General features: G+C 71.9%; 19 protein-coding genes. 7 read left to right on the top strand and 12 right to left on the bottom strand.

Annotated elements, in window-relative coordinates:
• Nucleotides 1-608 precede the first annotated feature (608 nt).
• Nucleotides 609-1364, top strand: coding sequence for a phosphatase PAP2 family protein (locus ACZ45Z_RS14630; protein WP_468361604.1), 756 nt, complete (start codon nt 609-611; stop codon nt 1362-1364).
• Between the two features lie 49 nt (nt 1365-1413).
• Here the strand turns inward: ACZ45Z_RS14630 and ACZ45Z_RS14625 are convergent, their stop codons facing one another.
• The 7 genes from ACZ45Z_RS14625 to ACZ45Z_RS14595 form a co-directional block, all read right to left on the bottom strand.
• Nucleotides 1414-1875 (bottom strand): hypothetical protein, encoded by a 462-nt coding sequence (locus ACZ45Z_RS14625; protein ID WP_468361601.1) that lies wholly within the window; start codon nt 1873-1875, stop codon nt 1414-1416.
• Nucleotides 1876-1994: 119 nt separating this feature from the next.
• Nucleotides 1995-3407 carry an NAD(P)/FAD-dependent oxidoreductase gene (locus ACZ45Z_RS14620; RefSeq protein ID WP_468361598.1) on the bottom strand — a complete coding sequence of 471 codons (1413 nt, stop codon included), beginning with the start codon at nt 3405-3407 and terminating at the stop codon, nt 1995-1997.
• A gap of 14 nt (nt 3408-3421) precedes the next feature.
• Nucleotides 3422-4261: an ABC transporter permease gene (locus tag ACZ45Z_RS14615; RefSeq protein ID WP_468361595.1), complete on the bottom strand. Its 840-nt coding sequence runs from the start codon at nt 4259-4261 to the stop codon at nt 3422-3424.
• Nucleotides 4261-5193 carry an ABC transporter permease gene (locus ACZ45Z_RS14610; protein ID WP_468361592.1) on the bottom strand — a complete coding sequence of 311 codons (933 nt, stop codon included), beginning with the start codon at nt 5191-5193 and terminating at the stop codon, nt 4261-4263. The genes ACZ45Z_RS14615 and ACZ45Z_RS14610 overlap by 1 nt, the downstream gene beginning before the upstream one ends.
• Complete coding sequence (locus ACZ45Z_RS14605) at nt 5190-6371, bottom strand: ABC transporter ATP-binding protein (RefSeq protein WP_468361589.1); 1182 nt, start codon at nt 6369-6371, stop codon at nt 5190-5192. Before ACZ45Z_RS14605 ends, ACZ45Z_RS14610 begins: the two co-directional genes overlap by 4 nt.
• A gap of 75 nt (nt 6372-6446) precedes the next feature.
• A complete protein-coding gene (locus ACZ45Z_RS14600) occupies nt 6447-7694 on the bottom strand; it encodes a polyamine ABC transporter substrate-binding protein (protein WP_468361586.1) in 1248 nt (415 codons plus the stop codon).
• A gap of 116 nt (nt 7695-7810) precedes the next feature.
• On the bottom strand, nt 7811-9337 hold the full coding sequence (locus tag ACZ45Z_RS14595) for a gamma-aminobutyraldehyde dehydrogenase (RefSeq protein ID WP_468361583.1): 1527 nt from the start codon (nt 9335-9337) through the stop codon (nt 7811-7813).
• Nucleotides 9338-9538: 201 nt separating this feature from the next.
• Between ACZ45Z_RS14595 and ACZ45Z_RS14590 the strand changes: the two genes are divergently transcribed.
• The 3 genes from ACZ45Z_RS14590 to ACZ45Z_RS14580 all read left to right on the top strand — a co-directional run bounded on the left by ACZ45Z_RS14590 (nt 9539) and on the right by ACZ45Z_RS14580 (nt 12103).
• Nucleotides 9539-10150 (top strand): NADAR family protein, encoded by a 612-nt coding sequence (locus tag ACZ45Z_RS14590; RefSeq protein ID WP_468361581.1) that lies wholly within the window; start codon nt 9539-9541, stop codon nt 10148-10150.
• A gap of 196 nt (nt 10151-10346) precedes the next feature.
• Nucleotides 10347-11369: an adenosine deaminase gene (locus tag ACZ45Z_RS14585; protein ID WP_468361579.1), complete on the top strand. Its 1023-nt coding sequence runs from the start codon at nt 10347-10349 to the stop codon at nt 11367-11369.
• Between the two features lie 59 nt (nt 11370-11428).
• Complete coding sequence (locus tag ACZ45Z_RS14580) at nt 11429-12103, top strand: glycerophosphodiester phosphodiesterase (RefSeq protein WP_468361667.1); 675 nt, start codon at nt 11429-11431, stop codon at nt 12101-12103.
• A gap of 69 nt (nt 12104-12172) precedes the next feature.
• Here ACZ45Z_RS14580 and ACZ45Z_RS14575 read toward each other — a convergent pair whose 3' ends face one another.
• From ACZ45Z_RS14575 to ACZ45Z_RS14565, 3 genes are all read right to left on the bottom strand, one after another.
• Nucleotides 12173-12592, bottom strand: coding sequence for a hypothetical protein (locus tag ACZ45Z_RS14575; RefSeq protein WP_468361576.1), 420 nt, complete (start codon nt 12590-12592; stop codon nt 12173-12175).
• 335 nt (nt 12593-12927) lie between these two features.
• On the bottom strand, nt 12928-13515 hold the full coding sequence (locus tag ACZ45Z_RS14570; protein WP_468361573.1) for an HXXEE domain-containing protein: 588 nt from the start codon (nt 13513-13515) through the stop codon (nt 12928-12930).
• A 137-nt stretch (nt 13516-13652) separates the two neighbouring features.
• Entirely contained in the window at nt 13653-14618 is a 966-nt protein-coding gene (locus tag ACZ45Z_RS14565) for an ArsR/SmtB family transcription factor (protein ID WP_468361570.1), read from the bottom strand.
• A gap of 368 nt (nt 14619-14986) precedes the next feature.
• Here ACZ45Z_RS14565 and ACZ45Z_RS14560 point away from each other — a divergent pair, with 368 nt between their 5' ends.
• The gene (locus ACZ45Z_RS14560) at nt 14987-16225 is read left to right on the top strand and encodes an alpha/beta hydrolase (RefSeq protein ID WP_468361664.1); all 1239 of its coding nucleotides are present in this window, start codon (nt 14987-14989) and stop codon (nt 16223-16225) included.
• Nucleotides 16226-16334: 109 nt separating this feature from the next.
• On the opposite strand, the gene ACZ45Z_RS14555 is transcribed toward ACZ45Z_RS14560, so the two are convergent.
• Entirely contained in the window at nt 16335-17516 is a 1182-nt protein-coding gene (locus ACZ45Z_RS14555) for an ABC transporter substrate-binding protein (protein WP_468361566.1), read from the bottom strand.
• Between the two features lie 119 nt (nt 17517-17635).
• Complete coding sequence (locus ACZ45Z_RS14550; protein WP_468361563.1) at nt 17636-19090, bottom strand: gamma-aminobutyraldehyde dehydrogenase; 1455 nt, start codon at nt 19088-19090, stop codon at nt 17636-17638.
• A 179-nt stretch (nt 19091-19269) separates the two neighbouring features.
• On the opposite strand from ACZ45Z_RS14550, the gene ACZ45Z_RS14545 reads away from it, so the two are divergent.
• On the top strand, nt 19270-19743 hold the full coding sequence (locus tag ACZ45Z_RS14545) for an Lrp/AsnC family transcriptional regulator (protein WP_069571649.1): 474 nt from the start codon (nt 19270-19272) through the stop codon (nt 19741-19743).
• 2 nt (nt 19744-19745) lie between these two features.
• Nucleotides 19746-21107, top strand: a complete 1362-nt coding sequence (locus ACZ45Z_RS14540) for an aspartate aminotransferase family protein (RefSeq protein WP_468361559.1) — start codon at nt 19746-19748, stop codon at nt 21105-21107.
• The last annotated feature ends 196 nt before the right edge of the window (nt 21108-21303 follow it).

Genomic DNA, 21303 nt, shown 5'->3' with positions numbered 1-21303 from the left:
GGCGCCTGCCTCACCTCCTCTCTCTACCCCTCCCCCCCCCCTCCCCCCCCCCCCCCCCCCCCCCCCCCCCCCCCCCCCCCCCCCCCCCCCCCCCCCCCCCCCCCCCCCCCCCCCCCCCCGCGCCCGTTTTCCCGGCATGGCCGGAGGAACGCGGACGCGCGTAGCTGGTCACTTCCGGTGAAGAAGATGTGGGGGGCCGATGGCGGCCGGGTGATCCCGCTGTCCGGTGCGCTCGCGGTGCCGTACGGTTTTCGCAGATGAGAGAAACACCCCGCCCGCAGGGGACTGCGGGCGACGCCCGGTCGGCGCTTCCCCGGCTTCGACCAGGCCGTGCCCTCGCGCACGACACCGGAGCCCCTGTAATGGGGGTCTCCGGGAATCCTCACCGATCGGATGTCCGCCCGCCCCACACCCCCCGGGGCGCGCGGGACACCGGTCAGCACGGCCGCCTCGGAACCACCCCCCCTGTTCCGAGGCGGCCGGCTCCCTTTTCCGGCCGCCGCCGCTTCCCACCGTTCTTACGGTTCCTACGGCCCCCAGGGCTCCTGCGACCCGCCGGTTCTCCCGGCCGGGGCGGCCGTCCGCGCGTCTCCTGCGCCAGGGTCGGCGTGCTCAGCGCCCTGATGTTCGCCGTGCTCACCTGGCAGGTGGCGGTCGGCGGCCCGCTGCGTGTCCTGGACGAGCGGCTCGGCCGCGCCGTCGCCGCGCACCCGGCCCAGCCCTCGGGGTTCGCCGAGTTCCTCGCCGACCTCGGCAACACGGTCGTGGCGCTGCCGGTGCTGCTGGCCGTCGCCGTGGGCACCGCGTGGGCGTCGTGGCGCGGAAGTCGATGCGGTCGGGGAAACCCTGGAAGCCGGGAAGGCCGCGGCGACGGCGCCGCTACCGGTGGACGGGACGGGCGCGGGTGGCTGCCACCGCTCGCCGCACTGCTCGCCCTGGCGGCGGTGCCGGCGCTCGTCGTCCCGCTCAAGCTGTGGCTCGCCCGGCCGGGACCGCCCCGGATGGCGGGCGGCGGGCACGACGGCTTCTATCCGTCGGGCCACGGCGCGACGGCCGCGGTGGCGTACGGCGCGGCCGCGCTCCTGCTGCTGACGTACCGTCAGGCCCGGCGCCGGACGGGCCGTCCGGCCCGCGCGCGCCTCGTCCTGACGGTCTGTGTCGTCCTGCTCAACCTCGGCGTCGGAGCCGGTCTGGTGCGCCAGGGTTACCACTGGCCGCTGGACGTGCTGGGCAGTTGGTGCCTGGCCGGGGTGGTGCTGGCGGTCTGGGGCGCGGTGTGCGGGTCGGTGTGGGGCGCGGCGGCGGGCAGCGGCGGGCCGGGCCGCGGCAAGGAGTCGCGTACGCCGGATCCGGGCGGCGGCTAGGCGGACTACCTCGGTACGCGGCGCCGGGCGCCGCCCCTACTCCCCCGCGCTACCGCGCCCTCGACTCCCCCGCCAGCGAGGCCGCCGCCTCGTGCATCGCCAGTTCCAGGACGCGCGGATCGGTGAGGGTACCGCTGCCGTCGGGTGGGATGAGCCAGCGGACGCCGCCGGCGGCCCGGCCGGGGTAGGGCACGACGATCCAGGTGCCGCGCCCGGCGCCGCGTACGCCGGTGCCCAGCCAGCGGGTGGCCGTGCCGGGTGGGACGAAGAAGCCCACCCGGGATTCCCCGAAGTCGGACAGGACGGGGCCGGGGCGGTCGATGACGTGGGTGAGCACGTCCAGGGTCGGGTAGCCGAGGGTGCCGTCGAGGATGAGTACGTCCCAGAGGCCGCCGGCGGGCAGGAGCGTGACCCCGAGGGGGTCGCGCTCCCATTCCCGCCGGCAGGCCCAGGGGTCGGGTGCCGCCGAAACCAGCCACTGCACTGCCTTGTTGGCCCCCGCGGCGCTCATGTCGCTCCCTCGCTCTCCCGGCCCGGTCGGGCCGCTTCGGGGGAGAGCGCGCGGGGGCGGCATCCTTACACGGGTTGGGAGCCTTTTCCGGCGGCCCGCGGACCGCCCCTCCCGCCGCGCTAGCTGTCGAAGCCCAGGCCCACCTTGTCCATGGCCTTCAGCCACAGGTTGCGGCGCCCGCCGCGGGTATCGGCGCGGGTCATCGACCACTGCGTGATGCCGATACCGGCCCAGCGCAGCGGCTCCGGCGGGAAGGGCAGCGGCTTGCTGCGGACCATCTCCAGCTCGGTGCATTCGGTGCGCTCGCCGCTGAGCAGGTCGAGCATCACCTCGGCGCCGAAGCGGGTCGCGCCGACGCCCAGGCCGGTGTAGCCGGCGGCGTAGGCGACCCGGCCGGTGTGCGCGGTGCCGAAGAAGGCGGAGAAGCGGGCGCAGGTGTCGATGGCGCCGCCCCAGGTGTGGCTGAAGCGCAGGCCCTCCAACTGCGGGAAGCAGCGGAAGAAGTGCCGGGCGAGCTTCTCGTACGTGGCCGGGTGCTGGTCGTATTCGGCGCGCACCCCGCCGCCGTAGCGGTAGACGATGTCGTAGCCGCCCCACAGGATGCGGTTGTCGGCGGTGATGCGGAAGTAGTGGAAGTGGTTGTTGCTGTCGGCCAGGCCCTGGCGGTTCTTCCAGCCGATGGCGTCGAGCTGGTCGTCGGAGAGCGGCTCGGTCATCAGGGCGTGGTCGTAGACCGGGACGATGTACGGGCGGACCCTGCGCACCAGGGAGGGGAACGCGTTGGTGCCGAGTGCGACGTGGCGGGCGAAGACGCGTCCGTAGGGGGTGCGGACGGCCATGCCCACCCCCTCGGAGGCCAGGGAGGTGGCGCGGGTGCGCTCGTAGACGCGCACGCCGAGGTCGAGGCAGGCTCTCTTCAGGCCCCAGGCCAGGCGGGCCGGGTTGAGCATGGCGACGCCGTCGCGGTCCCACAGTCCGGCGCGGAAGGTCGGCGAGTCGACCTCGGCGCGCAGGGCGTCCTGGTCGAGGAAGGTGTGGCGGTCCAGGCCCAGCTCGGTGGCGGCCCGGGCGGCTTCCTGGAGTTCGGCGACCTGGTGGGGCTCGGTGGCGATGTCGATCTCGCCGGTGCGTTCGAAGGCGCAGTCGATGCCGTAGCGGGCGACGGCGTCCTCGATGGCGTCGAGGTTGCGGATGCCGAGCTCTTCGAGGCGGGCGACTTCACCGGGCCAGCGGGCCAGTCCGTTGCCCAGGCCGTGGGTGAGGGAGGCGGCGCAGAAGCCGCCGTTGCGCCCGGAGGCGGCCCAGCCGATCTCGGCGCCCTCGATGAGGACGACGTCGCGCTGCGGGTCGCGTTCCTTGGCGATCAGCGCGGTCCACAGTCCGGAGTAGCCGCCGCCGACGACGAGCAGGTCGCAGGACTCGTCGCCGACGAGGGCGGGCTGGGCGGCGGGCCGGTCGGGGTCCTCCAGCCAGAAGGGGGCGGGGGTGGCGTCCGCGAGTGCGCGGACGGGGGTCATGGCAGCTCGTGCCATGGTTCTCAGCTCCTCTAACTCCTCTTACGGCGGGTGCCGGCCAGTTGGCCGACGACGACGCACAGCACGGCGACCAGGAACATCGCGGTGCCGATGACATTGATCTGGACAGGTGTGCCCCGCTGCGCCGAGCCCCAGACGAACATGGGGAAGGTGACGGTGGAGCCGGCGTTGAAGTTGGTGATGATGAAGTCGTCGAAGGACAGCGCGAAGGAGAGCAGCGCACCGGCGGCGATGCCCGGCGCGGCGATCGGCAGCGTCACGCGCAGGAAGGTCTGCGTCGGTGAGGCGTAGAGGTCCTGGGCGGCCTGTTCCAGGCGCGGGTCCATGCTCATCACGCGGGCTTTGACGGCGGTGACGACGAAGCTCAGGCAGAACATGATGTGCGCGATGAGGATCGTCCAGAAGCCGAACCGGATGCCCATGTTGAGGAAGAGCGTCGCCAGTGAGGCGGCCATGACGACTTCGGGCATGGCCATCGGCAGGAAGATCAGGGTGTTGACGGAGGACCGGGCGCGGAAGCGGTAGCGGGCCAGCGCGAAGGCGATCATCGTGCCGAGGACGGTGGCGCCGACGGTGGCCCACAGGGCGATCTGGAGGCTCAGACCGAGCGAGCCGCACAGGTCGGCGACGCCGCACGGGTCGCGCCAGGCGTCGGTGGAGAAGTGCTGCCACTGGTAGTTGAAGCGGCCTTTGGGCTTGTTGAAGGAGAAGAGCATCACGACCGCGTTGGGCAGGATGAGATAGGCCAGCGTGCACAGGCCGGCGATCGTGATGATGTGGCGGCGCAGCCAGCGCAGACACCTGTTGGGGGTGCGGGGCGCCGCGGGTGCGCCGGTTTCGCGGATGGCCATCAGACCAGGTCCTCCGTCCCGGACTTGCGGATGTAGAGCGTGACCATGGCGAGGATGGCCGCCATGAGGATGAAGGAGAGGGCGGCCGCGGTCGGGTAGTCCAGGACGCGCAGGAACTGCGACTGGATGACGTTGCCGATCATCTTCTGGTCGGTGGAGCCCAGCAGTTCGGCGTTGATGTAGTCGCCGGCGGCGGGGATGAAGGTGAGCAGGGTGCCGGCGACGACGCCGGGCATGGACAGCGGGAAGGTCACCCGGCGGAAGGTGGTGGCGGGGCGGGCGTAGAGGTCGCCGGCGGCTTCGTGCAGGCGGGGGTCGATGCGCTCCAGGGAGCTGTAGAGCGGCAGGACCATGAACGGCAGGAAGTTGTACGTCAGTCCGCACACGACCGCGAGCGGGGTGGCCAGCACCCGCTGCCCTTCGGTCAGGCCCAGCCAGCTCGTGACGTCCAGGACGTGCAGGGAGTTGAGGAGGCCGACGACCGGTCCGCCGTCGGCCAGGATCGTCTTCCAGGCGAGGGTGCGGATCAGGAAGCTGGTGAAGAACGGGGCGATGACGAGGATCATCACGACGTTGCGCCAGCGGCCCGCCTTGAAGGCGATGAGGTAGGCGAGCGGGTAGCCGGCGAGCAGGCACAGCGCGGTGGCGGTGGCGGCGTAGAGGACGGACCGCACGAACTGCGGCCAGTATTCGCCGAGCGCGTCCCAGTAGGTGGCGAAGTGCCAGGTGACCTTGAAGCCCTCTTCGAGGGAGCCGGTCTGGATGGACGTCGACGCCTGGTAGACGAGCGGGGCGGCGAAGAAGACGACCAGCCACAGGATGCCGGGCAGCAGCAGCCAGTAGGGGACGAGCCGTTTGCGGGCGGGGGTCTTGCGCGGTGCGGGGGGTGCGGCGGGGGCGGCTTCGGGCGCGGGCGCCTCGGTGGTGCTCACGCGGCCTCCTCGTCGAGGTCCGCGCCGGCGACGCCCGTCGTCCCGGCGAGCGGGGACTGGGCGGCGTCCAGTCCGAAGGTGTGGGCCGGGCTCCAGTGCAGGACGACGTCGGCGCCGGGTATGAGCCGGCCGTCGCGTTCGATGTTCTGCTCGTAGACGGCGAGTTCGCCCAGGCCGGGCGCGTCGACGACGTACTGGGTGGAGACGCCGATGAAGCTGGCGTCCTTGATGCGCGCGGGCAGGCGGTTGCGGCCGTCGGCGAGGGTCGCGGCGTCGTCGGCGTGCGCCAGGGCCACCTTCTCGGGCCGTACGCCGGCCAGGACCTTCTCGCCGGTGCGGGCCGAGGCGCTGCACCGGGCGGCGGGCAGTCGCAGCGTGGCCTCGCCGGCCTTGAGGAGCAGGTGCTCGCCGCCCGCCTCGACGACCTCGGCCTCGATGAGGTTGGAGGTGCCCAGGAAGTTGGCAACGAAGGTGGAGGCGGGGTTCTCGTAGAGGTCGGCGGGGGCGCCGAGCTGTTCGACGCGGCCGCCGTTCATCACGGCCACGGTGTCGGCCATCGTCATGGCCTCCTCCTGGTCGTGGGTGACGTGCACGAAGGTGATGCCGACCTCGGTCTGGATGCGCTTGAGTTCGAGCTGCATCTGGCGGCGCAGCTTGAGGTCGAGGGCGCCCAGCGGTTCGTCGAGCAGCAGGACCTGGGGGTGGTTGATCAGGGCGCGGGCGACGGCGACGCGCTGCTGCTGGCCGCCGGAGAGCTGCTGCGGTTTGCGGCGCGCCATCGGGCCGAGCTGGACGAGGTCGAGCATCTCCTCGACCTGCTTCTTGACGGACTTCACGCCGCGGCGGCGCAGCCCGAAGGCGACGTTCTCGAAGATGTCGAGGTGGGGGAAGAGCGCGTAGTTCTGGAAGACGGTGTTGACCTGGCGCTTGTAGGGCGGCAGGGCGGTGACGTCCTGGCCGGAGAGCTCCACGGCCCCGGTGGTGGGGTCCTCCAGCCCGGCGATCATCCGCAGGGTGGTGGTCTTGCCGCAGCCCGAGGCGCCCAGGAGGGCGAAGAAGGAGCCGGCGGGGACGGTGAGGTCGAGCGGGTGGACGGCGGTGAAGGAGCCGTAGATCTTGCTGATCCCGCTGAGGCGGACGTCGCCGCCGCTGCTTTGGGGGGTCTCGGTGTGGGTCATGTGGGTCGTCCCGTGTGTCGGAGGGCGAAACAGCTCAGACGGGGCCTGGCGGGGGGGGACCAGGCGAGGTGTGGCTCAGGCGCCGGTGAGGTCGGAGAACTTCTGCGCGAACTGCTTGCTCTCCTTGGCGCTCAGGGCGCGGAAGGAGTGGGACTTCTCGGCCATCTCCTCGTCCGGAATGATCAGCGGGTTGCGGGACGCCGCCTTGTCGATCTTGGCGAGTTCGTCGCGCACGCCCTCCACGGGGCAGACGTAGTTGATGTACGCCGCGATCTTCGCCGCCACCGCCGGCTCGTAGAAGTAGTCGATGAGCCGTTCGGCATTCTGCTTGTGACGTGCCTTGTTCGGGATCATGAGATTGTCCGTGGACGTCATACAGCCGGCCTTGGGGATGGCGAATTCGATGTCCGGGTTGTCGTTCTGGAGCTGGACGACGTCGCCGGCCCAGGCCACGCAGGCGGCGAGGTCGCCCTTGTCGAGGTCGGTGGTGTAGTCGTTGCCGGTGAAGCGGCGGATCTGCTTGTTGTCGACGCCCTTCTGGAGCCGGGCGATGGCCGCGTCGAAGTCGTCCGCGGTGACCTTCTCGGGCTTCTTGCCCATGTCCAGGAGGGTCAGCCCGACGCTGTCGCGCATCTCGGTGAGGAAGCCGACCCGGCCCTTGAGCTTGGGGTCCTCCAGGAGCTGGCTGATGGAGTCGACCTTGCGGCCGCCGGTGGCCTTCTTGTTGTACGCGATGATCGCCGGGATGCCCTGCCAGGAGTAGGAGTGGGCGCGGCCGGGGTCCCAGGCGGGGCTGCGGAACTGCGGCGAGAGATTGGCGTAGGCGTTCGGGAGGTTGGCCTGGTCCAGCTTCTCGATCCAGCCGAGGGAGATCATCCGCGCGCACATCCAGTCGGTGAGCACGATCAGATCGCGGCCGGTGTCCTGGCCGGCCGCGAGCTGCGCCTGGATCTTGCCGAAGAACTCGTCGTTGTCGTTGATGTCCTCGGTGTACTTGACGGATATGCCGGTGCGCTTGGTGAAGGCTTCCAGCGTCGGGCGGTGCTTGCCGTCGTCGGTCACGTCGATGTACTCGGTCCAGTTGGAGAAGTTGACGCGCTTCTCCTTCGCCGAGTGGTCCTCGGTCGAGCCCGCGTCCGTACGGCCCGCGGGCGGGATGCCGCAGCCCGACAGGGCGCCCATGCCGCCCGCCACGGCCGCCACGGCGCCGCCGGCCCGCAGCAGCGAACGGCGGGACATGGCGAGCCGGCCATCGGTCCAACTGCGGCGCACGGCGGCAAGCTCGGCCGCGGAGAAGGGTTCGGGCTGCTCGTGGTGCTCCATGCGCGGTGCCTTTCAGGAGGGGAGCCCGGCGCTGGGCCGGTGATGAGGGTGCCGCGTGGGGGGTTCGGGCTGACGAGTGGGTACGGGTGGCGGACCGGTCCGGGGCGGCCGGGGGCTCAGGCGCGGTCCCCGAAGACGGTACGGTGCCAGTCCTTCCTGGCACGCGCGGTGTTGTCGTACATGACGTGCTTGACCTGCGTGTACTCCTCGAAGGAGTAGGCCGACATGTCCTTGCCGAAGCCGGACGCCTTGGCCCCGCCGTGCGGCATCTCGCTGATGATCGGGATGTGGTCGTTGACCCAGACGCAGCCCGCCTTGATCTCGCGGGTGGCGCGGCCGGTGCGGTAGACGTCCCGGCTCCAGGCGGAGGCGGCCAGCCCGTAGGGGGTGTCGTTGGCGAGCGCGATGCCCTCGTCGTCGGTGTCGAAGGGCAGCACGACCAGCACCGGGCCGAAGATCTCGGACTGGACGATCTCGCTGTCCTGCGGGGCGCCGGCGATGAGCGTGGGGCGGTAGTACGCGCCCCGGGCGAGCGTGCCGTCCTTGCCGGCGGGTGCCTCGCCGCCGGTGACGACGGTGGCGTAGGCCCGGGCCCGGTCGACGAAGCCGGCGACGCGGTCGCGCTGGGCGTGCGAGATCAGGGGGCCGAGGTCGGTCGCGGGGTCGAAGGGGTCACCGAGCCGTACGGTCGCCATCAGGTCCGCGACGCCGCTGACGAACGCGTCGTAGAGGGGGCGCTGGACGTAGGCGCGGGTGGCCGCCGTGCAGTCCTGGCCGGTGTTGATCAGGGAGCCGGCCACCGCGCCGTGGACCGCCGCTTCGAGGTCGGCGTCGTCGAAGACGACGAAGGGCGCCTTGCCGCCGAGTTCGAGGTGGAGCCGTTTGACGGTGCCGGTGGCGATCTCGGCGACGCGCTTGCCGACGCCGGTGGAGCCGGTGAAGGACGTCATGGCGACGCCGGGGTGCCCGACGAGGTGTTCGCCGGCGTCCCGGCCGGCGCCGGAGACGATGTTGATCACACCGTCGGGGAGTCCGGCGCGCTGTGCGGCCTGGGCGAAGAGCAGCGAGGTCAGCGGGGTGATCTCGGCGGGCTTGAGGACGATGGTGTTGCCCGCGGCGATGGCCGGGAGGATCTTCCAGGCGGCCATCTGGAGCGGATAGTTCCAGGGCGCGATGGAGCCGACGACGCCGATCGGTTCGCGGCGGATGGAGGAGGTGTGGTCGGGGCTGTATTCGGCGGACGCCTTGCCCTCCAGGTGGCGGGCGGCGCCCGCGAAGAACGCGGCGTTGTCGATCGAACCGGGCACGTCGAACTCGTTGCTGAGCTTGATCGGCTTTCCGCAGTTCAGGGTTTCGGCGTAGGCCAGGTCGGCGGCGTCCTCGGTGAGGGCCGCGGCGAAACGGTGCAGCGCGTCGGAGCGCTCGCCGGGCGTGGCCGCGCCCCATTCGCCGAAGGCCCGGCCGGCGGCCCGCACGGCCTCGTCCACGTCCGCCGGGGCGGCGAGTTCGTAGGAGTACACCTGCTCGCCGGTCGCCGGGTCCACGACTGCCTGGTGACGGCCGGACGTGCCGCCGAACAGGCTTCCCCCGATGAATTGCGCGCCCTCGGCGAATCGCTCTGTGACATCGAATCGCTGATCCATGGTGCTCTCCTCCGCCGGGCCCCGGGGCCGCTCAGCGGCACTGCCTGGCGTAGCTATTTCCGGAATCGATGGCTGATCTTGACAGAGGAGTAGGGCCTCAACAAGTGATTCCGTTGTTGCCTTTTGGTTACGCGACGGATTCTGCGATTTTCGTGGTGCGGGCCCCGACACGTTGTCGGTGCCCGCTGACAGAATCTCGGCATGATGCACGACAGCAGGGGGACCGACACCGACCACACCGCCCGGCGGGGAGCCGACGGGCCGCGTTCGGTCGGGGAACTGCTCGCGGCGGCCGCCGCGGGCGAGCGCGTGAAATATGTCCATTTCTGGGGCCATGCCCCGCGGCGGGACGGCAGCCTCGGCGCGAGCTGCTTCAGCCAGTGGTGGCCCTCGCCCTTCACCGTCGACGGCGTGGAGTACGCCACCGCCGAACACTGGATGATGGCCGGCAAGGCCCGGCTCTTCGGGGACGCGGAGGCGGAGCGCCGCGCGATAGCCGCGACCCACCCCAAGCAGGCCAAGGACGCCGGGCGCGCGGTCCGCGGCTTCGACGACACCGTCTGGCGGCGGCACCGCTTCGACCTGGTGGTCGAGGGCAGTCTGCACAAGTTCGGTCAGGACGCCGCCCTGCGGGACTACCTGCTCGGGACGCGCTCGCGGGTGCTGGTCGAGGCCAGCCCGCTCGACCGCGTCTGGGGCATCGGCCTGGCCGCCGACGACGAGCGGGCCGGGGATCCGGCGCGCTGGCGGGGCCTCAATCTGCTGGGCTTCGCCCTGATGGAGGCCCGCGAGCGGCTGGCGGCGGCGTCGTAGGCGTATCGATCCGCGGGGTGGTTCACGCGGGTGCCGGGTGGCGCTGAACCGCGGGGTTCAGGCGGGGCAGGGTGGCCTCCTTCGCACCCCTCCGCTGCCCGGCCCGGTAAGCCCGGCACCCGGCCGGCGCCCCGCCCCCGCATACGATGACCGGACCGTTCCGCGCTCGCCGCACCCCCGTGACCAGGAGGATCCCTTGTCCGATCTCGACGCCTTCATCGCGGGCCTGCCCAAGGCGGAACTCCACGTCCACCACGTCGGTTCGGCCTCGCCGCGGATCGTCTCCGCGCTGGCCGCCCGCCACCCCGACTCGGCCGTGCCCACCGACCCCGAGGCGCTCGCCGACTTCTTCACCTTCCGCGACTTCGCGCACTTCGTCGAGGTCTACCTCTCCGTGGTGGACCTGATCCGCGACGCCACCGACGTGCGGCTCCTGACGTACGAGATCGCCCGGGACATGGCCCGGCAGAACATCCGCTACGCCGAGCTGACCGTCACCCCCTTCAGCTCGACCCGCCGCGGCATCCCCGACGCCGCGTTCGTCGAAGCCATCGAGGACGCGCGCAAGTCGGCGGAGGCCGAGCTGGGCGTCGTCCTGCGCTGGTGCTTCGACATCCCCGGCGAGGCGGGGCTGGAAGCCGCCGAGGAGACCGCCCGCATCGCCTGCGACCTCCAGCCCGAGGGACTGGTCTCGTTCGGGCTGGGCGGACCGGAGATCGGCGTGCCGCGCCCGCAGTTCAAGCCGTACTTCGACCGCGCGATCGCGGTCGGCCTGCGGTCCGTGCCGCACGCCGGCGAGACGACGGGCCCCGGCACCATCTGGGACGCCCTGAACGCGCTGCGCGCCGAGCGCATCGGCCACGGCACCAGCGCTCCGCAGGATCCCGCGCTGCTGGCGCACCTCGCCGAGCACCGCATCCCCCTGGAGGTCTGTCCCACCTCCAACATCGCGACGCGGGCCGTGCGCACGCTCGAAGAGCACCCGCTCAAGGAGATGGTCGACGCGGGCGTGCTGGTCACCATCAACAGCGACGACCCGCCGATGTTCGGCACCGACCTCAACACCGAATACGGCGTCGCCGCCCGCCTGTTGGACCTGGACACCACCGGACTGGCCGCGCTCGCGAAGAACGCCGTCACGGCCTCCTTCATGGACGCGCCGGCCAAGGCTCGGCTGGCCGCGGAGATCGACGCCTACGCGTCGGCCTGGCCGGCGTGACCACCGCGGCGGGGGCGGGAAGCGGGCCCTCGGCGGCCGGCGCCGGGCGGCCGGCGGTCATCGGCCATCGCGGGGACCCTTACGTCCACCGCGAGAACACCCTCGCCTCCGTGCGCGGCGCGCTGGAGGCCGGGGCGGACGCCGTAGAGATCGACGTCCGCCTGACCCGGGACGACGTCCCCGTCCTGCTGCACGACGTGGGCCTCGAACGACTGTGGCGCCACGAACGGCCCCTGGCCGCCCTGACGTTCGCGGAACTCACCGACCTCACGGCGGGCGGCGTGCCCACCCTGCGCGACGCGCTCGCGCTGACCGCCCGCCATCCGTCGGCCCGCACCCTGGTGGACCTGCCCGACCCGTCGGCCGCGGCGGCCGCCGTCGCGGAGGTCCACGCGTCGGGCGCGGCCGGGCGCGCGTACTACAGCGGCGGCGGGACGGCCATGCTCGCCGTCCGGGCGGCCGACCCCGAAGCGGAGATCGCCTTCTCCTGGGCCCGCACCGCGCCGCCCCGGGCCGCGCTGCTGGACCGCATCCGCCCGCGCTGGCTCAACTACCACTTCGGCCTGGTGACCGGTGAGCTGGTACGGCGCGCCCACGACGAGGGGTACGCGTGCGCCGCCTGGACCGTCGACACACCGCGCGCCGTGCGACGCCTGATGCGCGCCGGCGTCGACGCGGTGACCACCAACCGCGTCGCGGCCGTGCGGCGGCTGGTGGCGGGGGCGGGGCGCTGATGGGCGGCGCGGGGCGGTCGGCACGCGGGCACGTCGCCGCCACGCCGCACGGCACCCAGGGCCCCGCGGCTACTCCACCCGCCAGGGCGGGCCGAGCCCGTCGGGAAAGCCGGCGGCGAACTGCCGGAGCGCCCAGCGCGCGGCAGCCGCGTCGACCAGTTCCTCCGCGGGCACGTAGGCGCCCTGGCCCCCGCATATCAGCCAGATCGCTTCCTCGGCGGGGCGGTGCGGGTCGGCGTCCAGGCAGCGGGTGCCGCGCTCGCCCGGGCCCGCGCGGTAGCCCGGCCGGCCGCCGGTGTCCCCGTTGCGAGCCCGGCGCAGGTGGAGCAGCCTGCCGTCGTCGCACTCTCCGGTGACGAGGAAGACGCCCGGCCCGCCGCTGACCGTCAGCGCGCCACCGCCCTCTTCCCAACGGTCGAGGGAGAGTTCCGTGCAGACCTCGCCGTCGAGTTCGGCGAGCGCCGCCTCAAGCCCGGCGGCGTCGGGCACGGCCACGCTCCGCGACCGGCAGATCCCCGCCTCCCAGCGGCTGACCGCCGCCTTCATCCCGCCCGCCGCGCAGCCACACGCCGGGTGTCCGCCCGCCGCGCGCCACGGGGGGCGACCGGGACACCGCGCGGCAGAAGGTGCGAGGTGGGACCGCCGGGCGGGGCGGTGCGGCCGGGTTGGCCGGGCAAGCAGCGGATCGGCGTACGGCTCATGTGCGGAGCATACGGTCGCCGGGCCCTGACCTGCCGCCTTCCGGCCCGCCGGAGGCCCTGACCGGGGGTCGGGCCCGGGCCGGCCGACCGCGCCCTCCGTCCCTCACCAGCCGGGCCGGCCCCTCACCGCCCCGCCGCCCCGTCCCCTCGTCCGAGCATCCGTCGCGCCACCGCATGCGAGACGACCGTGGCCGCCCCCGCGACGGCCAGCCCGCGCAGCGTGCCGCCGGCCGTGGCCGGCCTGAGCAGCCCGGCCCGCCGCAGCCGACCGCGCGCCCAGAGGGCGAAGGGGATGACGACGACCGGAGAGGTGGCCGACCCGGGGGTGTAGCCGCGGTTGGCCGCCGCCTGGGCGAGGTGGACCAGGCCGTGCAGCCCGAAGCCGTCCAGGGCGCTCTGGAAGAACGCGGACCTGCCGCCCGTACAGTGCCCGTCGGCCGCCGCGGCGGCGACGATCACCGCCATCACGCCGACCGCGGCCGCGAACTCCCGTTCCCCGACGCCTTCCACGGCCCGCCAGACCCGCTCCGGCACCTGCGGGAACCGTTTCCGCAGGACGGGCACGTTCCGCCGGATCCAGGCCGGCCCGAACGCCACCTCCTCCGCGTCGTGCACCGCCCAGGCGGCGAACAGCCCCAACGTGACCAGAGGTGAGATCTCCCGCGCGGACTCCTGCGACGACCCCGGCGACTGCGATATGTGACGCGACATAAGAAGCAAGTCTGGCATGGGAGTTGGCCACGGGCCGCAGCACCAGGAGCACCAGGAGCACCAGGGACCAAAGGACCCGGAGAACCCCGACGGGCGCCCTCCCCGCCACCGCCCCCACGCGCCGACCGGGCGGATGCTCACCGCCCCCACCGCTGGACCAGCAGGCTCCCCAGCGCGGTGCGCCGGTGGAGGACCGCCCGCCCGGCGCGGACCGTGGTGATCAGGCCGGCGCCGCGCAGCGCGGCGGTGTGGGCGGAGGCGGTGGCGTTGCTGACGCGCAGCCGCCGGGCGAGTTCGCTGGTGGTGTGTTCCTCGGCGAGCGTGAGCAGTACCTCCAGACGGGTCCGGCCGAGTACCCCGGCCAGCGCGTCGTCGCCGCCCGCCCCGTCCGCCGGCAACGGCAAGCCGGGGCCCGCCGGGTAGGTCACGGTCAGCGGCTGACCGGGCAGCCGGGAGAGGAGGGGGTGGCCGGCCCAGTGGAAGGTGGGCAGGAGCACCACGCCGCGTCCGCGCAGCGCGATGTCCTCCGACCGGGGCGCGTCGAACTCCCAGACGCCGTCGCGCAGTCGGGCCCCGGGGACGAGGGCGGTGAGCGCGGCGCCGACGCCGTGCTCGGCGGCGGTCAGGGCGTGGCGGGTGAACTCCGTCCGGTGCAGGTCCTGCACCTTGGGCCAGACGGGTCGCAGCACCGTGTCGAAGGCGGCCCGCTGGGCCCGGCGCAGGACGTGCCAGGCGTCGGTGTCGCCGCGGTGCAGGTCGTGGACCCACCGCGGTGCGGGTGACGGGCTCTTGGCGTAGATCCGCTCGATCTCGGACCGGACCAGGTCGGGGCTGGTCGCGCGGAGAGTGTCGTGCCCGTCCTGGAGCGTGTCGCTGTAGACGTCGAGGAAGGCGGGGGCCTCGGCAGCGGGGACCAGGTCCGCCAAGGGCAGGACGGTGGCGGGCAGGGAGCGCAGCAGCCGTTGCCGCCAGCGGCCGAAGAGGGGTCCGTCGTCGGGGCGGCACATCTTCATCAGGGCCACGTTCAGCTCTTGCAGGGGTGCCGGGCGGGGCGCGAACCGTACGCGCGCGAAGTCGGCGGCCGTGAAGTGGATGCGGATCATTACTCCCCCTGGTGACGCCGCGCCATCGTTTCGGGCAGCGCCTGAAGCTTCGCCCCGACTCCCCTCCGGGCGCCAGCATTCAGGTCATGCCCCCGCCATTCAGGCAGGGGGCCGGCATACGGCACAAGGACCGGCGTCACTTCAGGCGCCGGACGCCATAACAGGCAAGGTGGGGGAGAACCATGATGTTCCACGGAAGGCCGGGCGAGGGCGAGCGGGCGGGCCGGACGGACGCGTCCGGGCGGGCCCCGGACGCCGCTTCCGCGACTGCGAGCGCCGCTTCCGCGCGTACGGGCGCCGCATCCAGGCGCGCGGGTGCGACCTCCGGGAGCGCGGGTGCCGCCTCGGGGGGCGCGCGGGCCGCCGGGATGGACCGGCGGACGGTCGCCAAGTCGGCCGCGTTGGCCGGTGCGTTGCTGCTCGCGGGCGGCGGAGGCGTCGCCCGGGCCGCCCAGGCGGCGGACGACGAACGCCTGCGGCTGCGGCTGCCGGCGCCGTCCGGTCCGCACCGGGTCGGGGTGACCACGCTCTATCTGGTCGATCCTTCCCGGCGTGACCCGTGGGACGACGCCGTCCCCGTCCGGGAGGTGATGATCACGATCCACTATCCGGCCCGTACGGTCCGCGGCTACCCGGTCGCGCCCCAGATGACCGGTGACGCGGCGGCGCTGTTCACGCTGCTCGCCCACCGCGCACGCCCCGAGTTGCCGGCCACGGGGGTCGACTGGGCGGCCACGGCGACCCACGCGCACACCGGGGCGCCCGCGCTGGCCGGCCGGCGGCCGGTACTGCTCTACAGCCCGGGCGGCGGCGACCCGCGCACCCTGGGCACCACGGTGGCCGAGGACCTGGCGAGCCACGGCTCGGTGGTGGTGACCATCGATCACCCCGGTGACGCCGCCGTGGTGGAGTTCCCCCTCACGACGGCGTACCGGAAGGACACCGTCCGCGCGACCGTCTTCCGGGGAGATCCCCGGTCGGACCCGGCACTGTTCGACACCGCGATCGGCACCCGCCTCGCCGACGCCCGGTTCGTACTGGACCAGTTGGAGGTGCTGGCCGCCGGGCGGAACCCGGACGCGGCCGGACGCACGCTGCCCGCGCACCTCGCTCGTGCGCTGGACCTGCGGCGGGTGGGCGTCTACGGCCACTCGGCCGGCGGCACCACCGCGGCCGAGGCCCTCTACGAGGACCACCGCCTCGGCGCGGCGGTCAACCTTGAGGGTTTTCTCGACCACGCGCCGGCCGGGCCCGGCCGCCACGGCGCGCTGTTCCCGGTCGCCCGGTACGGGGTGGACCGGCCGCTGCTCCTGCTGGGAACGTCGGGCTTCTCCCAGCGGCAGGCGCTGGAGCGTTCCTGGTCGGCCCTGCTGGCCCACCCCGGGGGGTGCGTGCGCCGGGGGCGGCTCGATGACGCCGCGCACTGGGTCTTCACCGATTACGCCGCCATGGCGCCGCGGTTGCAGGCCGCCGGGCTGATGACCGCCGCCGACCGGAACGCGCTGGTCGGCGCGATCGACCCGGCCCGGTCGGTACCCGCGGTGCGCCACCGGGTGCGCACGTTCTTCGCCCGCCACCTGCCGCCGCCTCCGCCGCCGCTTCACTGACCTGGCGAACCCCGTCCGTCCAGGAACGGTGGTCCGGGACCCGCGGACCCACGCGGTGGCCCCGGACCGCCCCTCTCCCTCTCCCTCCCCTACCGCCCCACGATCGGGTTCACAGCCCCACGATCGCGTTCCACTCCTTGGCGAAGGCGGTCCGCTCCTCGGGCGTGATGTCGCGGGCGATGGCGAGCCGCTCGCGCATCGCGTCGTCGGGGAAGATCAGCGGGTCCTCGGCGAGCGCGGCGCGTTCCTCGTCCTTGGAGGAGGCGAGGATGTCGCGGGCGGCCGGTACGGGACAGACGTAGTTGACCCACGCGGCCAGGTCCGCGGCGACCTCCGGCCGGTAGTAGTGGTCGATCAACCGCTCGGCGTTGCGCTTGTGGCCGGCGAGGTTGGGGATCATCAGGCTCTCCGACCACAGTTCGGCGCCCTCCTGGGGCACCACGAACTCGATGTCGGGGTTGTCGGCCTGGAGTTGGATCACGTCGCCGGAGTACGCCTGCGCGGCGAGCACGTCGCCGGAGTCCAGGTCCTTGATGTAGTCGTTGCCGGTGAAGCGGCGTATGTGGCCGGCGCGGACCAGGCGGCGTACCCGGTCGGTCATGCGGTGGAAGTCGTCGGCCGTCCAGCGGGTGATGTCGACGCCGTCGCCCTGCATGAGCATCGCGAACGCCTCGTCGAGGCCGGAGAGCAGCGTGACCCGGCCGCGCAGGTCGCCCTTCCACAGGTCGGCGGTGTGCCGGATCTCGCGGCCGAGCTTGCGGCGGTTGTAGGCGATGCCGGTGATCCCGGACTGCCAGGGCACCGTGTGGCGGCGGCCGGGGTCGAAGTGGGGCGAGCGCAGCAGCGGGTCGAGATGCCTGGCGACGTGCGGCTGGGCGTCCCGGTCCATTTCCTGGACCCAGCCCAGGCGGACGAAGCGGGCGCACATCCAGTCGCTGATGACGATCAGGTCCCGGCCGGTGCTCTGGTGGTTCATCAGCGCGGGACCGATCTTGCCGAAGAACTCGTCGTTGTCGTTGATCTCCTCGGTGTACGCGACGGAGATCCCGGTGCCGCGCCGGAACGCCTCCAGCGTGGGCCGGCGCTGCTCGTCGTGGTCGTCGACGTCGATGTAGAGGGGCCAGTTGGCGAAGACGACCTTCGCCTCCCGGGCCGAGCGGTCGGTGGCCCGCCGATCCGCCGCGTCCACGTACGCCGGGGGCACTCCGCATCCGGTCAGGGCGCCCAGGGCACCGGTCACACCGATTCCGCCCGCACCTTTGAGCAGCGAACGCCGCGATAGGTCAGCCATGGCGAGCACTCTCACGCGCCGCGGGCGGAGGCGGCAAGAGACAGATCGTCAATTGCCGGGCCTCCGCCCGCGACGGTGTGTCGAGCGGTCCGCGCCGCCCGGTGAGGGCCGGTGCCGGCTCAGCCGCCCAGCGAGGTCATCACGTGCTTGATGCGGGTGTAGTCGTCGAAGCCGTAGGCCGAGAGGTCCTTGCCGTAACCGGACTTCTTGAACCCGCCGTGCGGCATCTCGGCGACCAGCGGGATGTGGGTGTTGATCCACACACAGCCGAAGTCCAGGCTCTTGGACATCCGCATCGCCCGGGCGTGGTCCTTGGTCCACACCGAGGACGCCAGCGCGTACTCGACGCCGTTGGCCCACTCCAGCGCCTGCGCCTCGTCGCGGAAGGACTGGACGGTGATGACCGGACCGAAGACCTCCTGCTGGATGATCTCGTCGTCCTGCTTCAGGCCCGAGACGACGGTCGGGGCGAAGAAGTAGCCCTTGTCGCCGACCTGGTGGCCGCCGGCCTCGATCTTGGCGTGCGCGGGCAGCCGGTCGATGAAGCCCTTGACCTGGACGAGCTGGTTGGCGTTGTTCAGCGGGCCGTACAGCACGTCCTCGTCGTCGACCGCGCCGGTCTTGGTCTCCGCGGCGGCCTTGGCCAGCGCGGCGACGAACTCGTCGTGGATGGAGTCCTGGACGAGCACCCGGGTGGCGGCGGTGCAGTCCTGGCCGGCGTTGAAGTAGCCGGCGACGGTGATGTCCTCGACGGCCTTGGGGATGTCGGTGTCCTCGAAGACGACGACCGGTGCCTTGCCGCCCAGCTCCAGGTGGACCCGCTTGAGGTCCTTGGAGGCCGATTCGGCGACCTGCATGCCGGCGCGGACCGAGCCGGTGATCGAGGCCATGGCGGGGACCTTGTGCTCGACCATCAGGCGGCCGGTCTCGCGGTCACCGCAGATGACGTTGAACACGCCTCGCGGGTGGCCCAGTTCGTCCAGCACGCTGCCGATGATGTCGGCGATCAGCACCGTCGAGGCGGGTGTGGTGTCGGAGGGCTTGATGACGACGGTGTTGCCCGCGGCCAGCGCCGGGGCGAACTTCCATACGGCCATCATCATCGGGTAGTTCCACGGCGCGACCTGGGCGCAGACGCCGACCGGCTCGCGCCGGATGATGGAGGTGAAGCCCTCCATGTACTCGCCGGCCGAGCGGCCTTCCAGCATCCGGGCGGCACCCGCGAAGAAGCGGATCTGGTCCACCATCGGCGGGATTTCCTCGGAGCGTACGAGCGCGACGGGCTTGCCGCAGTTCTCGGACTCGGCGGCGATCAGCTCCTCCGCCCGCTCCTCGAAGCGGTCGGCGATCTTCAGGAGCACCTTCTGGCGCTCGGCCGGGATGAGGTCACGCCAGGTGGGGAAGGCCGCCTCGGCGGCCGCCATGGCCGCGTCCACGTCCGCGGCGGCGGACAGAGGGGCGGTGGCGTACGCGTCACCCGTCGCCGGGTTGACCACCTCCGTGGTCCGCCCGTCGGCGGCGTCCCGGAACTCCCCGTCGATGTAGTTGCGCAGACGACGCAGTGCGGTGGTCACTGTGCGCCCCCTTCAGTCAGATGTCCGGTGGTTGAGACACCCACCCTAGCCATGGATGCGACGTTTTCAACACACCCGCCACCCCAGAACAACGAAATCAGTGAAATTCAGATCGGGGCACAACTGATTTCATCGGTTTGGGGTTGCCATACAGACGAGGCTCGTGCACAGTGAGGGATGTGGCCACTCGTGACAGAAACGGCACTCCGTCGATCGACTCCGTCTCCCTGGCGATCATCGAGCAGCTCCAGGAGGACGGGCGCCGTCCGTACGCCGCGATCGGCAAGGCCGTGGGCCTGTCCGAGGCGGCGGTACGCCAGCGCGTACAGAAACTGCTCGACCAAGGCGTGATGCAGATCGTCGCCGTCACCGACCCCCTCACGGTCGGCTTCCGACGGCAGGCAATGGTCGGCATCAACGTCGAGGGCGACCTCGACCCCGTGGCCGACGCCCTGACCACCATGGAGGAGGTCGAGTACGTCGTCATGACCGCAGGCTCCTTCGATCTCATCATCGAGATCGTCTGCGAGGACGACGACCACCTCCTGGAAATGATCAACAAGCGGATCCGCACGCTGCCCGGCGTACGGACCACCGAGAGCTTCGTTTACCTCAAGCTCCGGAAGCAGACCTACACCTGGGGAACGAGATAGCAATGAGCGGCGACCTCTCCAAGACGGCATACGACCACCTGTGGATGCACTTCACCCGCATGTCGTCGTACGAGAATGCCCCCGTGCCCACGATCGTGCGCGGCGAGGGCACCAACATCTACGACGACAAGGGCAAGCGCTACATCGACGGCCTCGCGGGCCTCTTCGTGGTCAACGCCGGCCACGGCCGGGTGGAGCTCGCCGAGACCGCCTACAAGCAGGCGCAGGAACTGGCCTTCTTCCCCGTGTGGTCCTACGCCCACCCCAAGGCCGTCGAGCTCGCCGAGCGCCTGGCCCACCACGCCCCCGGCGACCTGAACAAGGTCTTCTTCACCACCGGCGGCGGTGAGGCGGTCGAGACCGCCTGGAAGCTGGCCAAGCAGTACTTCAAGCTCACCGGCAAGCCCACCAAGTACAAGGTGATATCCCGCGCGGTGGCCTACCACGGCACCCCGCAGGGCGCCCTGTCCATCACCGGCCTGCCGGCCCTGAAGGCCCCCTTCGAGCCGCTGGTCCCCGGCGCGCACAAGGTGCCGAACACCAACATCTACCGCGCCCCGATCTTCGGTGACGACCCCGAGGCGTTCGGCCGCTGGTGCGCCGACCAGATCGAGCAGCAGATCCTCTTCGAGGGCCCCGAGACCGTCGCGGCGGTCTTCCTGGAGCCCGTCCAGAACGCCGGCGGCTGCTTCCCGCCGCCCCCCGGCTACTTCCAGCGGGTGCGCGAGATCTGCGACCAGTACGACGTGCTGCTCGTCTCCGACGAGGTCATCTGCGCCTTCGGCCGCCTGGGCACCATGTTCGCCTGTGACAAGTTCAACTACGTCCCGGACATGATCACCTGCGCCAAGGGCATGACCTCGGGCTACTCCCCCATCGGCGCCTGCATCATCTCCGACCGCCTGGCCGAGCCGTTCTACAAGGGCGACAACACCTTCCTGCACGGCTACACCTTCGGCGGCCACCCGGTCTCCGCGGCCGTCGGCGTCGCCAACCTCGACATCTTCGAGCGCGAGGGCCTCAACCAGCACGTCCTGGACAACGAGGGCAACTTCCTCAGCACCCTCCAGAAGCTGCACGACCTGCCGATCGTCGGCGACGTCCGCGGCAACGGCTTCTTCTACGGCATCGAGCTCGTCAAGGACAAGGTCACCAAGGAGTCCTTCACGGACGAGGAGACCGAGCGCGTCCTGTACGGCTTCCTGTCCAAGGCGCTGTACGACAACGGCCTGTACTGCCGTGCCGACGACCGCGGCGACCCGGTGATCCAGCTCGCCCCGCCGCTGATCGCCGACCAGCCGGTCTTCGACGAGATCGAGCAGATCCTGCGCTCCGTCCTCACCGAGGCGTGGACCAAGCTCTGACCTCCACGGCGGCCTCCACGGCCTCCGGCCCACCCCCTGGTCCGGACGGCGGTATCCGGTAGGAACAACTTCATATCCATCCAGCGGCTCAGATTCACTCAGTTCAAGCCATACGAGTGAATCTGAGCCGTTGTGCGTGCCGAGCGACGATTGGTGGGGGTCACCACTCCTTACCGTGCCAGTGACCGATACCCTC

The sequence above is a fragment of the Streptomyces sp. NPDC031210 genome, from assembly GCF_055570395.1.
This window is presented reverse-complemented; position numbering and strand designations above follow the sequence as displayed.

What these genes read in the sequence shown, in the direction of transcription:
- ACZ45Z_RS14570 (WP_468361573.1), bottom strand. Translation starts at nt 13,515, where the DNA reads ATGTCGCGTCACATATCGCAGTCGCCGGGGTCGTCGCAGGAGTCCGCG.
- ACZ45Z_RS14625 (WP_468361601.1), bottom strand. Translation starts at nt 1,875, where the DNA reads ATGAGCGCCGCGGGGGCCAACAAGGCAGTGCAGTGGCTGGTTTCGGCG.
- ACZ45Z_RS14540 (WP_468361559.1), top strand. Translation starts at nt 19,746, where the DNA reads ATGAGCGGCGACCTCTCCAAGACGGCATACGACCACCTGTGGATGCAC.
- ACZ45Z_RS14605 (WP_468361589.1), bottom strand. Translation starts at nt 6,371, where the DNA reads ATGACCCACACCGAGACCCCCCAAAGCAGCGGCGGCGACGTCCGCCTC.
- ACZ45Z_RS14615 (WP_468361595.1), bottom strand. Translation starts at nt 4,261, where the DNA reads ATGGCCATCCGCGAAACCGGCGCACCCGCGGCGCCCCGCACCCCCAAC.
- ACZ45Z_RS14590 (WP_468361581.1), top strand. Translation starts at nt 9,539, where the DNA reads ATGATGCACGACAGCAGGGGGACCGACACCGACCACACCGCCCGGCGG.
- ACZ45Z_RS14560 (WP_468361664.1), top strand. Translation starts at nt 14,987, where the DNA reads ATGGACCGGCGGACGGTCGCCAAGTCGGCCGCGTTGGCCGGTGCGTTG.
- ACZ45Z_RS14600 (WP_468361586.1), bottom strand. Translation starts at nt 7,694, where the DNA reads ATGGAGCACCACGAGCAGCCCGAACCCTTCTCCGCGGCCGAGCTTGCC.
- ACZ45Z_RS14565 (WP_468361570.1), bottom strand. Translation starts at nt 14,618, where the DNA reads ATGATCCGCATCCACTTCACGGCCGCCGACTTCGCGCGCGTACGGTTC.
- ACZ45Z_RS14555 (WP_468361566.1), bottom strand. Translation starts at nt 17,516, where the DNA reads ATGGCTGACCTATCGCGGCGTTCGCTGCTCAAAGGTGCGGGCGGAATC.
- ACZ45Z_RS14595 (WP_468361583.1), bottom strand. Translation starts at nt 9,337, where the DNA reads ATGGATCAGCGATTCGATGTCACAGAGCGATTCGCCGAGGGCGCGCAA.
- ACZ45Z_RS14620 (WP_468361598.1), bottom strand. Translation starts at nt 3,407, where the DNA reads ATGGCACGAGCTGCCATGACCCCCGTCCGCGCACTCGCGGACGCCACC.